This window comes from Senimuribacter intestinalis (genome assembly GCF_943192965.1).
GTDB classification, from domain to species: domain Bacteria; phylum Bacillota; class Clostridia; order Peptostreptococcales; family Anaerovoracaceae; genus Senimuribacter; species Senimuribacter intestinalis.
In genome coordinates this window covers 1-17,059 of record NZ_CALPCF010000003.1, presented here as the reverse complement: position 1 = coordinate 17,059, position 17,059 = coordinate 1, and the positions used below count along the sequence as shown (strand labels likewise).

Here is a 17,059-nt window from a genome sequence, read left to right as displayed (position 1 = left end):
ATTACTATTAGTATAACAAAGTTGTTGCTTTGACGCAACAGTGATTTGACTGATGCAACGCAAAGCAGAAAAATTGGCTGAATTTCAATCATTATGCTTTGGCATGGTATTTGCTTTTAATATTGATAACAGATAGAAAAGGAGGCGGCGTTTCGTGAAAAAACTGTATATCAATTGCCAGTCAGGCGTCAGCGGCGATATGATGCTGGGCGCAATGCTGAATTTAGGAGTACCGGAGGAATATTTGACGGAAAATCTGTCCCATCTGAAGCTTGATGAATTTCAGCTCGCTGTAAAGAGGAAAGAAACTGGCGGTGTGGTCGCAACCGATGTAGATGTAGTGCTGAATCAGCCGAGCGATTTGACTACTGCGCCTTACAGTGGAAACTACAGGAATTATGGCCAGATAAAGAAGATAATCGCGGGGAGCAATCTAAGCAACAACGCAAAGGCATTGAGTCGCAGAATTTTCGATATCAAGGCGAAGGCAGAAGCGAAGGGTCACCGTGTATCAGAAGATGAGGTGCAGTTTCATGAGGCGGGTGCCGTGGATTCTATCGTGGATATTGTAGGCATTGCCATCTGCTGTGACTATTTAGATGCCGGTGAGATTATTGCAAAGGAAGTTCCAACTGGTTTTGGCACAGTACAATGTGCCTGTGGAGAACTGCCGGTTCCGGCTCCTGCAGTCAGACAGATTTTGAGCGATGAACAGATTCCGCATTATCGTTCAGATATTCACCAGGAAGTTTTGACGCCAACCGGCGCGTCAATTTTAGCAGGTCTAACCGATACGTTCGGCTGGGACGAAATTCGAGAAGATATATTATCCAGAGGCTACGGAACGGGGAAACGAGATACCGGTCTTGCGCCGCTGGAACTGATATTAGTAGAAGCAAAGGAGAGTTAGAATATGTTTGAAACCAGAAGATTAAATCACAAAAGTAAAGTGATTATTTCGGCAGCTTTGACGGGTGCCGTTACGACAAAGGAGAATAATCCCAATTTACCGACGCAGCCAGCGGAAATCGTAAAATCTGCGATCGCTTGCTATGAAGCTGGTGCTGCGGTAGCGCATATTCACGTCAGAGATGATGAAGATAGGGCCAGCATGCGCTTTGATAAGTTTGAGGAAACGGTTAAGTTGCTGCGCGAGTCCGGCTGCCCGGTTATCATCAATCTGACATCTTCCGGAGGACAGGGCTTTTCCTGGGAAGAAAGAATCCGTCCGTTTAAAGAATTGAAACCGGACATGGCTTCCTTCGATGCAGGAACGATGAACTGGCTCAATTCAGTAGTGTTTATGAATGAGCCGGGATTTCTGGAACTATGCGGCAAGGAAATGATTGCGGCAAACGTAAAGCCCGAAATAGAGGTTTTCGATATGGGCATGCTGAATACCGCCAAATACTATATTAAAAAGGGTTTGATCAAAGAACCTGCCCATTTCCAGCTGTGCCTTGGTGCGCCGGGCGGTATGGAAGCAACCACAGAGAATCTGGTATATCTTGTAAATCATTTGCCGGAAAACTGTACCTGGAGTGCTTTCGGCATCGGTAGAGGCGCCAACGAGATTCTGCTTTCTGCCCTTGCCATGGGCGGAAATATTCGTGTCGGTCTTGAAGATAATGTTTATTATAATGCGGGACAGTTGGCAGAATCCAATGAACAGTTTGTGGCTCGTGTGAAACGGCTTGCGGAGGAAATGGGCAAGTCCGTCGCAACCCCAGATGAAGCCAGAGAAATTCTGGGTCTTGGAAAATAAGTAAGAAATTGTCTGTGTTGTCCTTTCGCAACGGAGGTGCCGCTTTGCAACAGAAAAAGCCTGTGATAGAGAAAAGGCGGGCGGGACATCCTTTGATGGAAAAAGAGCAATTTCAGGGCAAGAGAGTTTTTTTGAGCCCTGGTTAAAACTTTGGCACAACCTTTGCGATACAATATAGCATCAAGAATTAAAATTTCTCTTTTGGTGTCGGAGGAAAAATTGCTACACCAAAAAATATAAGATGAAAAGGAGAACTTATCATGTCAGAAATCGCTGTAAGACACACGCGCGAAGAGTGCTTCGCTCATACAAATGATTGGAAAAAACCTTATGATGGAAGTATCTTTGATATGTTTAGAGATGGCTCATTTGAGCTGATTGATCTTTCAAACCCGTTTGGCAGAGGTAATCCGCTCTGGCCGTCCAACGGAGATTTTCATATTGACAGAGTACAGCATATGCCGATGCACTACAGATTACTACAGACTTTCAATGATTTTCATATGCACAATTCTACTCATGCGGATTCTCCGTCCCATGTCATTCCGGAGAGTCCGTTTACCCATGAGCTGCCAATTCAGAACTATTTTGGCGAGGCAGTTTGTCTGGATATTCCAAAGGGAAAATGGGAACTGATTACTGTTGAAGACATTGAAGAGGCGGCAAAGAAGGTTCCGGGCGGTATCAAAGAGGGTGACTGGGTGCTTCTGAACACCGGCACACACAGACGCTGGGGTGAAAACGATGACTACTTCGCATATAGTCCTGGTCTTTCTATTGATGGCGCGAAGTGGTTTGTAGAACACCATGTAAGAGGTGTTGGCTTTGATATGCAGGCTATTGACCATATTTTGTACACCTATGCTGCAGATCATGGCCCTGGACCATATGTACCGCGTATCGTAGAAGAGTATGAGGAACAGTTTGGACATCCTGCATTGGAAGATTTCCCGGAATGGGAGCCATGCCACGATATTTTGATGGCAAACAACGTCATGGGAATTGAAAATCTGGGCGGAGATTTGGACAAAGTAACCAATCAGAGATTCCTGTTCTGCGCGTTCCCACTTCGCTGGTACATGGGTGATGGTACCATCGTTCGTGCCGTTGCATTTGTTCCGTCTGACAGAATTGACAGAAACGTTCCGGATAAAGAATATCCGTACGGCGTATATTAAAAACTTCATGGGAAATTCCGCACGCAGGAGTTTCCCATATTCATAGGAAAGAAGATGGAGAAAGGAAAAACTGACATGAACGAAAAGAAAAGGATTGCGGTTTTGGGCGCCGGCGTCATGGGCACGGGAATCGGACAGACCTTTGCGATGAAAGGACATGAGGTCATGATGATCTATGTCTATGATGACAAATTGCGGGCAAAACCGATTGAAACCATGACTGAAAATTTGAAGATACTGGCTGAAAACGGCGTCATTGAAGAAGCTGCAATACCGGAAGTTATAGGAAGAGTCAGATGCACAGAAAGCCTAGAAGAAGCAGCAGAATTTGCAGATGTAATCTTTGAATGTATCGTAGAAAATTTGGCGGTGAAGCAGGATTATTTTGCCAAGCTGGATGCGATGTGCAAAGAGAGCACGATTTTGGCTACCAATACATCAGCAATCAGTGTGACGGAAATTGCGGAAAAATCAATACATAAGGAAAGAATTATCGGGACTCACTTCTGGAACCCGGCATATTTGGTGCCGCTGGTCGAAGTCATTAAGACCAGATATGTGGCGGAGGATATCGTGCAGGAAACCTATGATCTCCTTGAAAAGGCTGGGAAATGTCCGGTTATCGTACAGAAGGATGTTCCGGGATTTCTTGCCAATAGAATGCAGCATGCTTTGTTTAGAGAAGCGATTTCCATCGTGGAAAACGAAATCGCGACTGCAGAGGATGTGGACAAGGCGATTAAATATGGGTTTGGCATGCGCCTTGGCGTGAGAGCGCCGATGGAAGTCATCGATGCAGGCGGTACCGATTTAACCTACAGTATTCATGAATATCTGTTTCCGCATATTGAAAACAGTAAGGAACCGTCTCGGCTGCTGAAACAGAAAATGGAGGAGGGAAAATTGGGCTTTAAGAGCGGCGAAGGCTTTATGAAGTGGTCCAAAGAAGAAATCGAAAAATCCCAGAAAGATTTGCTGGAAGGTCTGATTAAAGTGGCGAGAGCCCTGGATCGTATTTAGGAGGTAAAACAGATGGCATTGATGACAGCAGCAGAATATATCGAGAGTCTGCGTAAATTAAAAACTAGAGTATATATGTTCGGAGAAAAGGTTGATAACTGGGTGGATCATCCGATTATTCGCCCGTCTATCAACTGTGTGGCGATGACTTATGCACTGGCGCAGCAGCCGGAATATGCAGACATTATGACAGCGAAATCCAGCATTACAGGTAAGACTATCAATCGTTTTACGCACCTGCACCAGAGTGCGGATGATTTAGTGAAGAAGGTAAAGATGCAGCGGCTTTTGGGGCAGAAAACAGCAAGTTGCTTCCAAAGATGTGTGGGAATGGACGCATTTAATGCAGTATTTTCTACCACCTTTGAGCTAGACGAAAAGTATGGTACTGACTACCATCAGCGCTTTGTTAAATTCCTGGAAATGGTGCAGGAGGAAGATTTAACGGTAGATGGAGCCATGACTGACCCGAAGGGTGACCGTGGTAAGGCGCCGCACCAGCAGGAGGATCCGGATCTTTTTTTACATATCGTAGAGCGAAGAGAAGATGGCATCGTAGTCAGAGGTGCAAAAGCACACCAGACAGGCTCCATCAATTCCCATTGGCATATTATTATGCCGACCCAGGCCATGAAGGAGGCCGATGCGGATTATGCCGTTTCATTTGCTTGTCCAAGCGATGCGGAAGGTCTGTATATGATTTACGGCAGACAGTCCTGCGATACCAGAAAACTGGAAGAGAAAGCAGATATCGATCTGGGCAACCGGAAGTTTGGCGGGCAGGAAGCACTGGTTGTCTTTGATGATGTCTTTATTCCGAATGCATACATCTTTATGGCAGGCGAATATGACTTTGCGGGCATGATGGTAGAACGGTTCGCAGGTTACCACAGACAAAGCTACGGTGGATGCAAAGTCGGCGTTGGCGATGTGGTCATCGGTGCAGCAGCATTGGCGGCGGAATACAACGGCGCAGAAAAGGCTTCTCATGTAAAAGATAAGCTGATTGAAATGACCCACTTAAATGAAACCCTGTATTCCTGCGGCATTGCATGTTCCTGCGAAGGATGTGCGACCAAAGCAGGAAATTATCAGATTGACCTTTTACTGGCAAATGTCTGTAAGCAGAACATTACCAGATATCCTTATGAAATCGTCAGACTGGCAGAAGACATTGCGGGAGGCTTGATGGTTACCATGCCGTCTCAGGCGGATTTTGAATCCGATACGGTAGTAGGGAAAAACGGAGAAACCGTCGGTGAAATCTGTCAGAAATATTTTGCAGGCAGAAGTGATGTAAGCACGGAAGACAGAATGCGCGTCCTTCGTTTCCTGGAAAATATCTGTTTGGGCTCCGCCGCGGTAGGCTACAGAACAGAGTCGCTTCACGGCGCAGGATCTCCGCAGGCTCAGAGAATTATGATTGGAAGACAGGGAAACATTGAGGGAAAGAAAGACTTGGCGAAGACCATTGCAGGCATAAAAAAATAAAGAACCTTCTAAGTAAAATACGAAAACAGGCGGAACCGCTATGGGGCTGTCTGTTTTCGCTTTTTTCTTTCTTCTATGATTGCCAAGTCGGCGGTTTTACGGTAGAATAGTAGAGCAGGAGGACAGGAACATGAAATATTTGGAAATTAACATAGAAACTTCAGCCGCCGGAATCGAGCCGGTAGTCAGTGCGCTTTTGAACCTGGGTATTACGGATACGGTGGTAGAGGATCCCAGAGATATCGAGGATCTGATGGACAAGAAGCAGACCTATGACTGGGATTATCTGGACGACAGTATTATCGAAAAGATGAAGGAAAGTCCAAAGGTGACGGTCTACTTGGAGGATACCGAAGAAAACAGAACCCTGGCAGAGCAAATTGCGCCGGCTATGGAGGAATTACGCTCGAAGGCAAGGGAAGGCATCTTTGGAGAAGGCGCCGATTTTGGAAGCCTGCGTGTAAGCAAGAAACAAGAAGACGACACGCAGTGGAAGGACAAGTGGAAGGAGTACTTTAAGCCGGCAAGGATTGCAGAGAACATTGTCGTAAAGCCGACTTGGGAGAGCTACGAAAGGCAAGGCGATGAAAAGGTCATCGAAATTGACCCGGGTATGGCTTTCGGCACAGGCACCCATGAAACGACTTCCCTCTGCGTGAAAATGCTGGAAAAGTATCAGAAAGAAAGCGATAAGGTACTGGACGTAGGCTGCGGAAGCGGTATTCTTTCCATAGCGGCGGCGCTCCTTGGAGCAGAAGACGTATTGGGCGTGGATATTGACCCAGTTGCTGTGGAAGTTGCGGCGGAAAACATCGAATTAAACGGTGTTGCCAATGTGGCAAAGGCACAGTATGGAGATTTGACCAAGGGAATCGACTATAAGGCGGACATTGTGGTCGCTAATTTGATGGCAGACCTTGTTATGATGTTATCAGAAGATGTGGCAAGGCATATGCAGCCGGGTGGGCTTTTTATCTCCTCCGGTATTCTGGTGGAAAAAGAAGTGCAAGTCACAGAACATCTGCGCAGTCAAGGCTTTGGTATTGTAGAAGTTAGAGAAGACGGCGGTTGGTGTTGTATTGTCTGCAGAAAATAGCACATGGGAGGAAACTATTTGAAAAAGGGTAACGCAAAACAAAGAAACGATATTATATTTATGCTGTTTGCGCTGGTTTTGGGACTGTTCATGGGATGGGCAGCTTATGACCTTGAGGGCATCGGCATTGCCGGTGCAATTATAAAAAATATTGGAATTTGGGTATTTGTTTCGGCTCTTCTTGCTGTGTATACTCCAGAGGCTTTTAAAGCGGCGCTTCACGTGCTGCTGTACTTTATCGGCGTGATTGCTGCATATTTTACGAATTTTGTCGTTATGGGCGGCAGCGTATCTTTCCGGACACTGATTTATTGGCTGATATTTGGCGCAATCGGGGCGCTGGTCGGCTTTATCGACTGGCATGCCTGCGGAAAGGAATGGCTCGGGGCAGCCTGTGCGGCGGTGCCGATTTCTCTTCTGGTGGCGGAAGGCTACTATATATATAAGGGATTTTCTATTTCCCTGGCTTTTGATATCGTGTGCGCAGTGGTGCTTTATATCATCATGGCACCGGGTAAAATGCAGAAGTTGATGGCGCTTCCGTTTATCATTGTCTTTACTTTTGCACTGGTGTATTTTCATGTTCTGTCAGGGATTTTAGGAGGATGGATATGAAGATTTTTACAGATGCAGCTAATATAGAAGAAAGTCTGATTCGTATTACCGACAAAGGAGACATTCGCCATATGATTAAGGTCATGCGCATGAAAGAAGGCGATATGCTTGATGTTTCTGATTCGACAGAATGGGAATATCAGGCAGAGATTCTGTCTATCGATGAAGATTTGGTGTTGCTGTCTGTTTTGGATAAGCAGAAATTTGCCAGAGAGCCGCGGCTTCAGGTGACTTTATTTCAAGGCGTGCCAAAGGCGGGAAAGATGGAAACCATTATTCAAAAGTGCGTAGAACTGGGGGTGTCTTCTGTGGTTCCAGTCTTTATGGACAGAACAGTTGTGGTCGAAAAGGGAAATTTTGCAAAAAAATTGGAGCGCTGGCAGAAGGTAGCAGACGAGGCGGTCAAACAGTGTAAGCGCGGCGTTATTCCAAGTGTTTGCCAGCAGATAAAATTTGCAGAGATCGGTGAGCAGTTGGCAGAATTTGATCTAGTGTTGTTTCCGTACGAAAATGAGGAAAATTACTCTATTAAGGATTGCCTGCGAGGACTTTCCGAAAATCCGCAATCTGTTGCTATTGTCATTGGACCGGAGGGTGGTTTTTCTGATAAGGAAGCAGCGCTGATGAAAGAGTGGAATACCTCTTGCGTGACTTTGGGAAAAACCATTTTACGTACGGAGACTGCCGGTATGGCGGCTCTTGCCATGACTATGTACGAACTTGAACTGTAACCGAAAAGGACTGTTATAAAACAGTCCCTTTTAGTCGTTAAGACATTCTGCGATATTAGAACGAGGAGTTCTGATATTACGTTTTAACAAGAATAATCCTTCTGTATCGCCTTGTTGGATTTTGTTGACACCGCCGTTACAGCTGAGACTTGCCTCAAAGCCAAGAGTTTTCAGTAAACTGCGGCAATCCTTCGTGTAAGCACCATAGGGCCAGGTGAATGTGTTGGGAACAGTATTCAATGTTTTTTTTAGCTCTGTCTGAAGTGAAGACAAATCTTCTTTGAGCATCTTTTCGTACGCTTCTTCGGCTTCACCGGCTTTGCGACTGGCGCCTTTGCGTCCTTTGTTTAGATCGTGCAGATCATAGGTATGATTCTGAACTTCCCAGACACCGGATTTTTGCATCTCTGAAAGTTCTTCCCAAGTGACAGCACAGGTCTTTTTATTCTTATAAAGCGTATTTGACATCTCTTCGGTGGCGCTGCCGATGACGGAGATGACAGCTTTCATTTGATATTTTTTCAGAAGATCCGTACCATAGGTATGATTATTGAGAAATCCATCGTCGAAGGTGAGGATGACAGGCTTTTCTGGAAGGGCCATTTTTCCTGTTTTATCATAGACATAGTCTATGAGTTCGCTCATGGTAATGGTAGTATAACCGTTTTCTTTCAGGTATTTCAGGTCACTTTCAAAAGCTGCTTGACTGACATAGTAATCTCCCATAGCGATGCTGCCGTCGCTTAAGCCATGGTACATCAAGATTGGAACCTCTTTCGTATCGGCAGGATCAGCTGGGATTTCTGTTTCTGCGGCGGCAGGGGCAAGAGCCTGTGAACGGTTTGCAGAGAGCAGACGAATCAGCGGATATGTGTCAATCCAGATCTCCGAAAGACATTCTTTTTGAGATTCGTCAAAGATGAGCTGCATGCCAAAATGTAGATGCGGCACATTGATATTATTGACGTTTTCTTTGATACTGTAACCGGTTTGACCGGAGTAGCCAATGACTTGACCTGCTTTTACACTGTCTCCGATCTTTAGATTTTTGATGTAAGGAGTGTCTTTTCGCAGGTGCGCATAATAATAGTAACGCTGTCCGTCACCGGAGCGAATGCCGATACGCCAGCCGCCGTATTGGTTCCAACCTAACGCTTCAACTTTTCCGTCTTCTACGGCGATAATCGGTGTGCCTACAGAGCAAAACATATCGTGTCCCAGATGTTTTCTTGCAAAACCGTAGCTGCGGCCGTTGCCAAAGTCATCGCTTTCGGTGTACCAGTAGCCGGCAGCGACAGGAGAATAGGCGGTAAGCCCGTAGGTGCCGTCTTTGCGAAGTCCCAGCAGGTTGCCGATGACAGCTGAGTATGCGTTGTAATAATAATCGTAGACCTTTAAGTTTTTGGTCAAATCGTCCATGGAACTGCCTGCCTGGCGGGCTTCTGCAAACTGCTGCAGATTCGTTTTTTTATAACTTTTAAAGTTTCCGCCATTTTGAGCTGCCAGATAAGCCAGACTTTCTACCCAGGGCAGGTGCAGATCCTGCTCAAAGGTTTCAATATCCAGTTCCATAGCGTCTTTTAAAGCTTCGTAAGTGATATTAAAATCCACCCATTTGATATAGTCTGTCTGTTTGCTTGTACTTGCGACAGCAGAGACGGCAGTGGCAGAAGATTCGGCGGGCGGTGTGGATTTTTCTGCGGCCGTTACAAAAACCAGCAGACATAAAAGAAAAACAGAAAAAAATTTTTTTAGCATGATACTATCCTTTCAAGATAATATATCGGGAAAAGACAAGATTATTCTTGAAGAAAAGGGAAAAAGGTTGTACTATTTATATAGAAAGAGCAGAAAGGAATTTTATGAGAATTGCATTTCACACATTGGGCTGCAAGGTCAATCAGTATGAAACGGAAGCCATGAAGGAGCAGTTTGCTGCTGCAGGGCACCAGATTGTAGGAGAAGAGGACTTTGCTGACGCCTATGTTATCAATACATGTACGGTAACGAATTTGGCAGACCGTAAGTCACGCCAGTATATTCGCAGAATGAAAAAAGTAAACCCAAAGGCGCTTGTAGCGGTAACGGGATGCTACGCTCAGGTCAGTCCTCAGGAAGTACAGGCTATTGCAGAGGTAGATATTGTTGCAGGAACTGGCGAAAAGCAGAACTTGCTCAGCTATATTGAGGCTGGTGTTTCCAGTTGTCATGTGCTTGCCTATGAGGAGCTGACCGAATATCAGTCTACAGGGATTATTACGTCTATGGAATCTCGTACGAGAGCTTATATCAAGATTCAGGAGGGCTGTAACAGGTTTTGTTCTTACTGCATCATTCCCTATGCCAGAGGCAAAGTTCGCAGCCGAACTTTAGAGGAAATTGTTGAGGAGGCCAAAGGGCTTATTGAGAAAGGGTTCAAAGAAATCATCTTGACCGGCATTAATACCGCCCTTTACGGAGAGGATTTAGGCTACGATGGAATAGAGCCGCTGATAGCAAGACTGAGCGCTCTTGCCGGTGATTTTCGCATACGCCTCAGCTCTCTTGAGCCTACGGTTATCAACAAAGATTATGTAAAGGGACTTTTAGGCTACGAGAAGTTGTGTCCGCATCTGCACCTGTCCATTCAAAGCGGTGCTGACAGCGTACTTTCCCGCATGAACAGGCATTACAGTCGGGAGGAGTATCTGGATATTGTGAAAGTTCTACAGGGTTTTGATTCCCTTTACGGCATTACAACGGATATTATTGTAGGTTTTCCCGGGGAAACGGAGGACGAGTTTGCTGACAGTCTGCGCATAGTGGATCAAGCCGGTTTCTTAAAAGTACACGTCTTCAAATACTCTCCGCGCAAAGGCACCAAAGCTGCTGACATGACCGAACAAGTAGGTGGAACAGTTAAGAATGCGCGCAGTCAGAGACTTATAGAAAAAGCCGACGCTGCCAGTCAACAGTTTTTTGAAAAGTGTACCGGCGCTGTTCGCAGGGTTTTGTTCGAGGAATTGACAGAAGATGGACTTCTGACGGGATATTCGGATAATTATGTTAAGGTTTATGCTATGGGAACGCCCGAAATGCTAAATCAGTTTTACTGGGTAAAACTTTTAGAACCATATCAAGACGGCATGAAAGGAGAGATTGAAAATGGCTGATTGTATTTTTTGCATGATTGCAAATCACGAGATTCCTTCCAATGTGGCATATGAAGATGATCAGATTATTGCATTTCATGATTTGGATCCGCAGGCGCCAGTTCACGTGCTGGTGATTCCGAAAAAGCATATTGCGTCTCTGGATGATGTTAAGGAAGAGGACCGGGAGCTGATGGGACACATCATGTTCAAGATTCACGAAATTGCGACCGATTTGGAGCTGGAAAATGGCTACAGAGTTGTCAGCAATAACGGCGAAGATGCTTTCCAGACTGTAAAGCATTTGCATTTCCATATCCTTGGAAAACGTAAGCTGACCTGGCCACCAGGCTGATAGCGGGCTGCGGTGCGGAACAAAGCGAATATCGACGCATGTGCATATTTTGGAGAAAAAGTCCCGAAATATGTACAGCGACGTACATATTTCAAGAGAAAATCAAAAATATATGCACGTTTGTAACTGCTAGACACGAATTTTACGTCTGTTTAGCAGTTATTTTATTGGAAATTCACATATTTTGAAGGAAAATCCAAAAAATATGCACACCTTTCGAGAAGAATGTGCATATTTTTGAGGTTTTTTGTTGAAATATGTATGGTCATGAAGTTGATGACATCGCCACGCACTACAGCTTAAAGGTCTGGAACTTTTCCTCGGTTCCCTCTTCCTCACTGAACTCGTAGTCGTTGCCCGGCAGAATTGCGTTAGCAACGATGCCGACGATTGCAGCAATAGCAAGTCCGGATAAAGTGATGGTTGCACCTGCGATGGTGAAAGAAATACCTCCTGCAGCGTTAAAGCCCAGTGCGCAGACCAGAATCAAAGCTGCGATGATGGTGTTTCTTGATTTTGTGAAATCAACCTGATTTTCGACTACGTTGCGGATTCCGATGGCGGAAATCATGCCGTAGAGAATCAGGGAAACACCGCCGATGACAGCCGCCGGAATAGAAGAAATTGCAAAGCTGATTTTTGGAATAAAGGAAAGCAGAATTGCGAAGCAGGCTGCGATTCTGACAACGCGTGGATCATAAATCTTTGTTAGAGCAAGAACACCGGTGTTCTCACCATAGGTAGTGTTTGCAGGACCGCCGAAAGCTGAGGAAAGGCAAGTAGCAAGTCCATCGCCCAGAAGGGTTCTGTGCAGTCCCGGATTAGAAATATAATTCTTTCCTGTGGTAGCGCCGATAGCGGAAATATCTCCGATGTGCTCCATCATGGTTGCAAGAGCAATCGGCATAATAGTGATAATGGCGGAAATGTCGAATTTCATCACTGTCAGGTGAGGAAGTCCGATGATGGCTTCTTCACTGATTGCTGACAAATCGACTTCGCCCATGAAGATTGCTGCAATGTAGGAAATGATTACACCAAGAATGATCGGAATGATTTTAACCATGCCTTTTCCCCAGATGTTAAAAATAATGATGGAAAGCAGGGCAATCAGTGCAAGGGGCCAGTTGGTCTGGCAGTTAGTGATAGCAGTCGGTGCCAGAATCAGTCCGATGGAAATGATAATCGGACCTGTTACAACCGGCGGAAAGAAGCGCATAACTCTTCTTGCGCCGAAAGCTTTAATTAGCGCCGCCATAATTACGTAGATGATGCCGGCAGCAAAGACACCGCCGCATGCGTAAGGCAGCATCTCTTCGTTAGGCGTGCCGTCTACCATCGGTGCAACAGCAGCATAACCGCCAAGGAATGCAAAGGACGAACCTAGAAAGGCAGGAACTTTGCCTTTGGTCAGTAAATGGAATAAAAGGGTTCCAAGACCTGCCATCAGCAGGGTAACAGATACGTCAAGACCTGTCAGAATCGGAACCAGTATGGTCGCGCCAAACATGGCGAAAGTGTGCTGCAACCCTAGAATCAGCATTTTTGGCATGCCTAGGGAAGAAGCGTCATAGATACCGTCAGCTAGTGTTTCTTTCTCAGTCATATATTGATTCTCCTTTATTGAAACGGTAGGGATAATTACTCAACTATTCATACTACTTTAATTTTGGGAAGATGTCAATATAAAATACGGCATTAGTGTGACTTCTCTCTATAGCGTTAGCACATGGAATAAAGCTTGACAAAATGTATGGGGGGGGGTTACAATTTATTATGAGATAAAGAGCGATTTTTCTGTAATAAGACAGAAAGAGAAAGCAAAGTCAATACATGCTTTCCCTAATGAATGGTAAAAGTGACGCTGCGTAAAAAGTAATAATTTTTGTGTAGCGTATATTGTCTTGCTGCTTTTTATTGATATTTTAGTATACTTTATTAAGAAAGGAGAAATGATGAAAAGTAAATCATTAAAAAAGAAAGCAATTAGTATGTTGCTATGCTTTATGGTTGTTTTTGCTTATTCGGCTGGATTCAATGATTTATTCCTAGTCAATGCAGAAGGAAACACTGTAAGTGATAGTGAGAACGGAGTTACTGTGACTCCAGACCATACCAGTGGTGAACCATCAGAAGAGAACAAGCCGGGCATGGAACTCTCAGGCGATGATACTGAGAACAGAGAACCTATTGTAATTTCTTCTTGGAAATGGGTAGATGATTCTGAGATATTGACCTATGACAAGAAGGCTAAAATATGGTGGGTGAGCCCTACGGCAGATGAAGAGAATCCTGTTACAGCAGAACTTCTGAAGGAGTATTTACCGAAGTCTATCGAAGCAGTACTTGCGGATGGTACAGAAAAGAGTGTTGAAATCACTTGGGATTTCGGCGAAATCGGTGATGGCGTAACCGCGGGAGAGTACACCTTTACGGCTTCTTTGCCGGAAGGATATGCTTTGACAGACGATGTGGAAGCGCTTGTAGCAGTTGTCAGAATAGACAGTTCGGCATTATTGGATGCAAGCTATAGCGCTGGTGGCTTAACCATTACAGCAGATGATGGGCAGGAACTGACTTCTGGTACGACCAACGACAGCGAAGTTTACCTGAGCGGCAATGTCATTTATATCAACACCAACAGAGCACTGACGCTGGCAGGAACCAGTACTACGCATACGCTTGCAATTGCACAGGGGGTGAAGGCAAATCTGACATTGGACAATGTGTCTATTAAGAATGCCGCTGCTTCTCCGATTAATTTGATTCCTAACACTGTGGCGGATCAAACCACTTTATATTTAACACTGAAGGATGGAAGCAGTAATACAATGGACCCGTTAACTGGGACTAACAATGCAGGTATTCATGTTTCTTATGGAGCAACGCTTACCATTGATGACAGTGTCAAAAACCCAGTTGCGGTCTATGGCGGCAGACTGACGAAGGATTGTACCATAAACGGAGAGGCGGCAAAGAAAGATGATCCTGCATGGCTGATGGACAGCAAAAATCCTGGCTCCCTCACTGTGTATAGCGGTACTAGTGCTGCTTGTATCGGTGGTAATAATAGAGAAAACAGCGGTAAAATTACCGTAAATGGCGGCAATATTGTGGTAAACGCATATAAGAATGGCAGAAGCAGCAGCGCGGGTGCTGGTATTGGAGGCGGCGATTATGGCGGCGCTGGTTGTTTGCTGGATGGCGGCGGTGTTGTTATCAACGGTGGTATTATCGATGCAACTGCCAGCTACCACGGTGCTGGTATTGGTGCTGGTTGGCATGCGAATATTGTAGGAACAGGACATAGTGGTAATAAGCCTGGAGATATTACTATCAATGGCGGATATATTACTGCTACAGGAAAGGATCATGGAAATGCCTTCGGCGGTGCGTGCGGTAGTGCAGCTAATATAGGGCATGGAGATGCAAGTACACCGCACGAAATCGTGATTACAGGCGGTACGTTATTACCAAAATCAAACAATAATGGTACGCAGTACGATGTTGGTGCAGTGGGCGGTAAAGTTATCGTTACCGGTGGCTCTTTCTGCCCGGCTGCGAATTCAGGAACTGCGACTAAATATAGTATTCAAGGGGCGTCGGTTATCAGTTCCGACGGTACTTCCCTTACTATGGTAAAGGTAGACCTTTCCAGCTATGCATATGAAGATAAGGACGGCGTAAGTCATACTTTACAGCCTGGCGATTATCTGCACAGCTATTCTGTTGCAGTTGATGGCGTGCCTGTGAGCCCAGAATACGGTCTTGCTATGAAGCTGGACAGCACGAAGCAATTGTATTTCTGGCTTCCTACGTCTGCTATAGGAAAAACTGTAGCAATTTCCAATCTAAAGCTTTTGGCAGCTGACGGCACACTGATAGATACAGAATATCCGTTTACGAACCTAGTTCCTGTGCCAGGAAATCCAAGTGAAACCAAGCGTTACGTTACATTTACCGTAGATACGGACGAGTTTAGTGCGGAGCTGAAAAAACAGCTGAACAAGCGTTATGACGGACTGACCTTTAACTGGGATCAGCTCAAAGAGGAGATTGCGAAGCAGGAGATTACAGTACCGCAGCCGCACGGTGGTAAAATTTCTAAGGTTGAAGAGATGAAGCCTTCCGCAGTGCGTTTAACCGGCGCTGACGGAAAACCGACAGGAGAAGGTAGCAGTGATGCCGGAATTAAAAATGCCGGAGGATATTCAATTACAGTAAACTACATGGAATATGCGAAGGATGCAGATTTCAGCAAAACTTTCTGGGGACATCAGACTAGCCTGTCAGCATCCATTACACCAGCAGATACTCGTCTTGTAGATGTGACTTACAAACCTACGATGGAAGAAGTTACAGACGCTGATGGAAAGAAAGCGATGAAACTGACACAGATGGACTTTACAGCAACTGTTCTACCGAAAAAGGGAGAAGCAACAACTTGTGAAGCGCCGGATGGATTTATTCAGTTCTATATCAATGGCGTAAAGGTGGGAAATCTGGTCAGTCTCAATGACAGCAAAACCAGAAGCGCGGGTACAGTAGAAACCGGAACCACAGATGGCTATAACTCAAAGACAGTTACGAAGAGTGTTTCATTCAGAACAACTACGCCGCCGGTTCCGGAGGCAGGAGAGTTTGTTGTTGAAGCGAAGTATTACGGAGGAACAAACTATACTGGCTCAGAGGCGCAGGCAACAAAGGTAGAGGATGATACAACAAAATTTGATCCAGATAAGGATTTTCCATATATTGCACCGCCAACACCTGTTTTGAAGCCTGCGGGATCAGATGGTGAGATAAATCCGGACGATCCAGATCAGGTAATTCCGGGTCAAAAATTACCGCCGGTAGAAGTAGAACGAATTGATCCACCAGGCGGTGCGACAGCGGATGAAAACAATTATAGACTTCACGGAATCTACAGAGACAGCGTTTCACAAAAAACAGAAAAGGATGCAACGGCAGATGTATCTTACTTTGAGACGCTGCTTAATACAAGATATGCCTTTGTTGATAAGGCAGGGCATCCTTTGCTTGGTGCAGATAAACAACCGTTGAAGATTAAAAAAGATGATATTGTGATTACCGATGCTACGGGCAAGAAGATTGACGAGATTGATCTCTCTGAAAAGGGCAAGTATCTTATCACTGCAGAGATAGAAGATGCCAATGGGAATAAAACAACGATAGAGTTGACTTTCAATCTTCGTTCACCAGTGCTGATTGACCCGGATATTAACAAAGATACCAACGATGACGGTATTCCGGATATCAATATCGACACAGATGATGACGGTATCCCAGATATCAACATCGACACCGACGGAGATGATAAGCCGGACATCAACATCGACACCGATGGGGACGGTAAACCGGATGTAAACATCGACACAGACGGAGACGGTAAACCAGATATCAACAAGGATACAGATGGAGATGGCAAACCGGATGTGGACATCGACACAGATGGAGACGGCAAACCGGATGTGAATGTAGATACCAATGGAGATGGCAAGCCGGATATCAACAAGGATACAGATGGAGATGGCAAACCGGATGTGGACATCGATACAGACGGAGACGGTAAACCAGACATCAACAAGGATACAGATGGAGATGGCAAACCGGATGTGGACATCGACACAGATGGAGACGGCAAACCGGATGTGAA

Annotated in this window: 13 protein-coding genes; 11 read left to right on the top strand and 2 right to left on the bottom strand. The window is 45.3% G+C overall.

Going from position 1 to position 17,059, the window contains the following annotated elements:
- Nucleotides 1-154: 154 nt before the first annotated feature.
- The 8 genes from larC to NFR88_RS03440 all read left to right on the top strand — a co-directional run bounded on the left by larC (nt 155) and on the right by NFR88_RS03440 (nt 7,896).
- The gene (gene larC, locus NFR88_RS03475) at nt 155-910 is read left to right on the top strand and encodes a nickel pincer cofactor biosynthesis protein LarC (RefSeq protein WP_251613573.1); all 756 of its coding nucleotides are present in this window, start codon (nt 155-157) and stop codon (nt 908-910) included.
- 3 nt (nt 911-913) lie between these two features.
- Nucleotides 914-1,765: a beta-keto acid cleavage family enzyme gene (locus NFR88_RS03470; protein WP_160200465.1), complete on the top strand. Its 852-nt coding sequence runs from the start codon at nt 914-916 to the stop codon at nt 1,763-1,765.
- Nucleotides 1,766-2,025: 260 nt separating this feature from the next.
- Complete coding sequence (locus NFR88_RS03465; protein WP_160200464.1) at nt 2,026-2,943, top strand: cyclase family protein; 918 nt, start codon at nt 2,026-2,028, stop codon at nt 2,941-2,943.
- 75 nt (nt 2,944-3,018) lie between these two features.
- The gene (locus NFR88_RS03460; protein WP_160200463.1) at nt 3,019-3,963 is read left to right on the top strand and encodes a 3-hydroxyacyl-CoA dehydrogenase family protein; all 945 of its coding nucleotides are present in this window, start codon (nt 3,019-3,021) and stop codon (nt 3,961-3,963) included.
- A 12-nt stretch (nt 3,964-3,975) separates the two neighbouring features.
- Nucleotides 3,976-5,454: a 4-hydroxyphenylacetate 3-hydroxylase family protein gene (locus NFR88_RS03455; protein ID WP_160200462.1), complete on the top strand. Its 1,479-nt coding sequence runs from the start codon at nt 3,976-3,978 to the stop codon at nt 5,452-5,454.
- Nucleotides 5,455-5,584: 130 nt separating this feature from the next.
- Nucleotides 5,585-6,550: a 50S ribosomal protein L11 methyltransferase gene (gene prmA / locus NFR88_RS03450; protein WP_160200461.1), complete on the top strand. Its 966-nt coding sequence runs from the start codon at nt 5,585-5,587 to the stop codon at nt 6,548-6,550.
- Between the two features lie 18 nt (nt 6,551-6,568).
- A complete protein-coding gene (locus tag NFR88_RS03445) occupies nt 6,569-7,165 on the top strand; it encodes a hypothetical protein (RefSeq protein ID WP_160200460.1) in 597 nt (198 codons plus the stop codon).
- On the top strand, nt 7,162-7,896 hold the full coding sequence (locus NFR88_RS03440; protein WP_161909236.1) for an RsmE family RNA methyltransferase: 735 nt from the start codon (nt 7,162-7,164) through the stop codon (nt 7,894-7,896). The genes NFR88_RS03445 and NFR88_RS03440 overlap by 4 nt, the downstream gene beginning before the upstream one ends.
- Nucleotides 7,897-7,926: 30 nt before the next feature.
- Here NFR88_RS03440 and NFR88_RS03435 read toward each other — a convergent pair whose 3' ends face one another.
- A complete protein-coding gene (locus NFR88_RS03435; protein WP_251613570.1) occupies nt 7,927-9,654 on the bottom strand; it encodes a polysaccharide deacetylase family protein in 1,728 nt (575 codons plus the stop codon).
- Between the two features lie 104 nt (nt 9,655-9,758).
- On the opposite strand from NFR88_RS03435, the gene mtaB reads away from it, so the two are divergent.
- Nucleotides 9,759-11,048: a tRNA (N(6)-L-threonylcarbamoyladenosine(37)-C(2))-methylthiotransferase MtaB gene (gene mtaB / locus NFR88_RS03430; protein ID WP_251613567.1), complete on the top strand. Its 1,290-nt coding sequence runs from the start codon at nt 9,759-9,761 to the stop codon at nt 11,046-11,048.
- A complete protein-coding gene (locus tag NFR88_RS03425) occupies nt 11,041-11,382 on the top strand; it encodes a histidine triad nucleotide-binding protein (protein WP_160200456.1) in 342 nt (113 codons plus the stop codon). The genes mtaB and NFR88_RS03425 overlap by 8 nt, the downstream gene beginning before the upstream one ends.
- A gap of 292 nt (nt 11,383-11,674) precedes the next feature.
- Here the strand turns inward: NFR88_RS03425 and NFR88_RS03420 are convergent, their stop codons facing one another.
- Nucleotides 11,675-12,988 carry a uracil-xanthine permease family protein gene (locus NFR88_RS03420; RefSeq protein WP_161909233.1) on the bottom strand — a complete coding sequence of 438 codons (1,314 nt, stop codon included), beginning with the start codon at nt 12,986-12,988 and terminating at the stop codon, nt 11,675-11,677.
- Between the two features lie 400 nt (nt 12,989-13,388).
- Between NFR88_RS03420 and NFR88_RS03415 the strand changes: the two genes are divergently transcribed.
- Nucleotides 13,389-17,059: Ig-like domain-containing protein (locus NFR88_RS03415; protein WP_251613564.1), on the top strand; the 3,671-nt coding region annotated here is incomplete at its 3' end.

Bases quoted from the DNA above. Each gene is read 5' to 3' on its own strand.
- NFR88_RS03470 (WP_160200465.1), top strand. From the start codon at position 914: ATGTTTGAAACCAGAAGATTAAATCACAAAAGTAAAGTGATTATTTCG.
- NFR88_RS03465 (WP_160200464.1), top strand. From the start codon at position 2,026: ATGTCAGAAATCGCTGTAAGACACACGCGCGAAGAGTGCTTCGCTCAT.
- NFR88_RS03460 (WP_160200463.1), top strand. From the start codon at position 3,019: ATGAACGAAAAGAAAAGGATTGCGGTTTTGGGCGCCGGCGTCATGGGC.
- NFR88_RS03455 (WP_160200462.1), top strand. From the start codon at position 3,976: ATGGCATTGATGACAGCAGCAGAATATATCGAGAGTCTGCGTAAATTA.
- prmA (WP_160200461.1), top strand. From the start codon at position 5,585: ATGAAATATTTGGAAATTAACATAGAAACTTCAGCCGCCGGAATCGAG.
- NFR88_RS03440 (WP_161909236.1), top strand. From the start codon at position 7,162: ATGAAGATTTTTACAGATGCAGCTAATATAGAAGAAAGTCTGATTCGT.
- NFR88_RS03435 (WP_251613570.1), bottom strand. From the start codon at position 9,654: ATGCTAAAAAAATTTTTTTCTGTTTTTCTTTTATGTCTGCTGGTTTTT.
- mtaB (WP_251613567.1), top strand. From the start codon at position 9,759: ATGAGAATTGCATTTCACACATTGGGCTGCAAGGTCAATCAGTATGAA.
- NFR88_RS03425 (WP_160200456.1), top strand. From the start codon at position 11,041: ATGGCTGATTGTATTTTTTGCATGATTGCAAATCACGAGATTCCTTCC.
- NFR88_RS03420 (WP_161909233.1), bottom strand. From the start codon at position 12,988: ATGACTGAGAAAGAAACACTAGCTGACGGTATCTATGACGCTTCTTCC.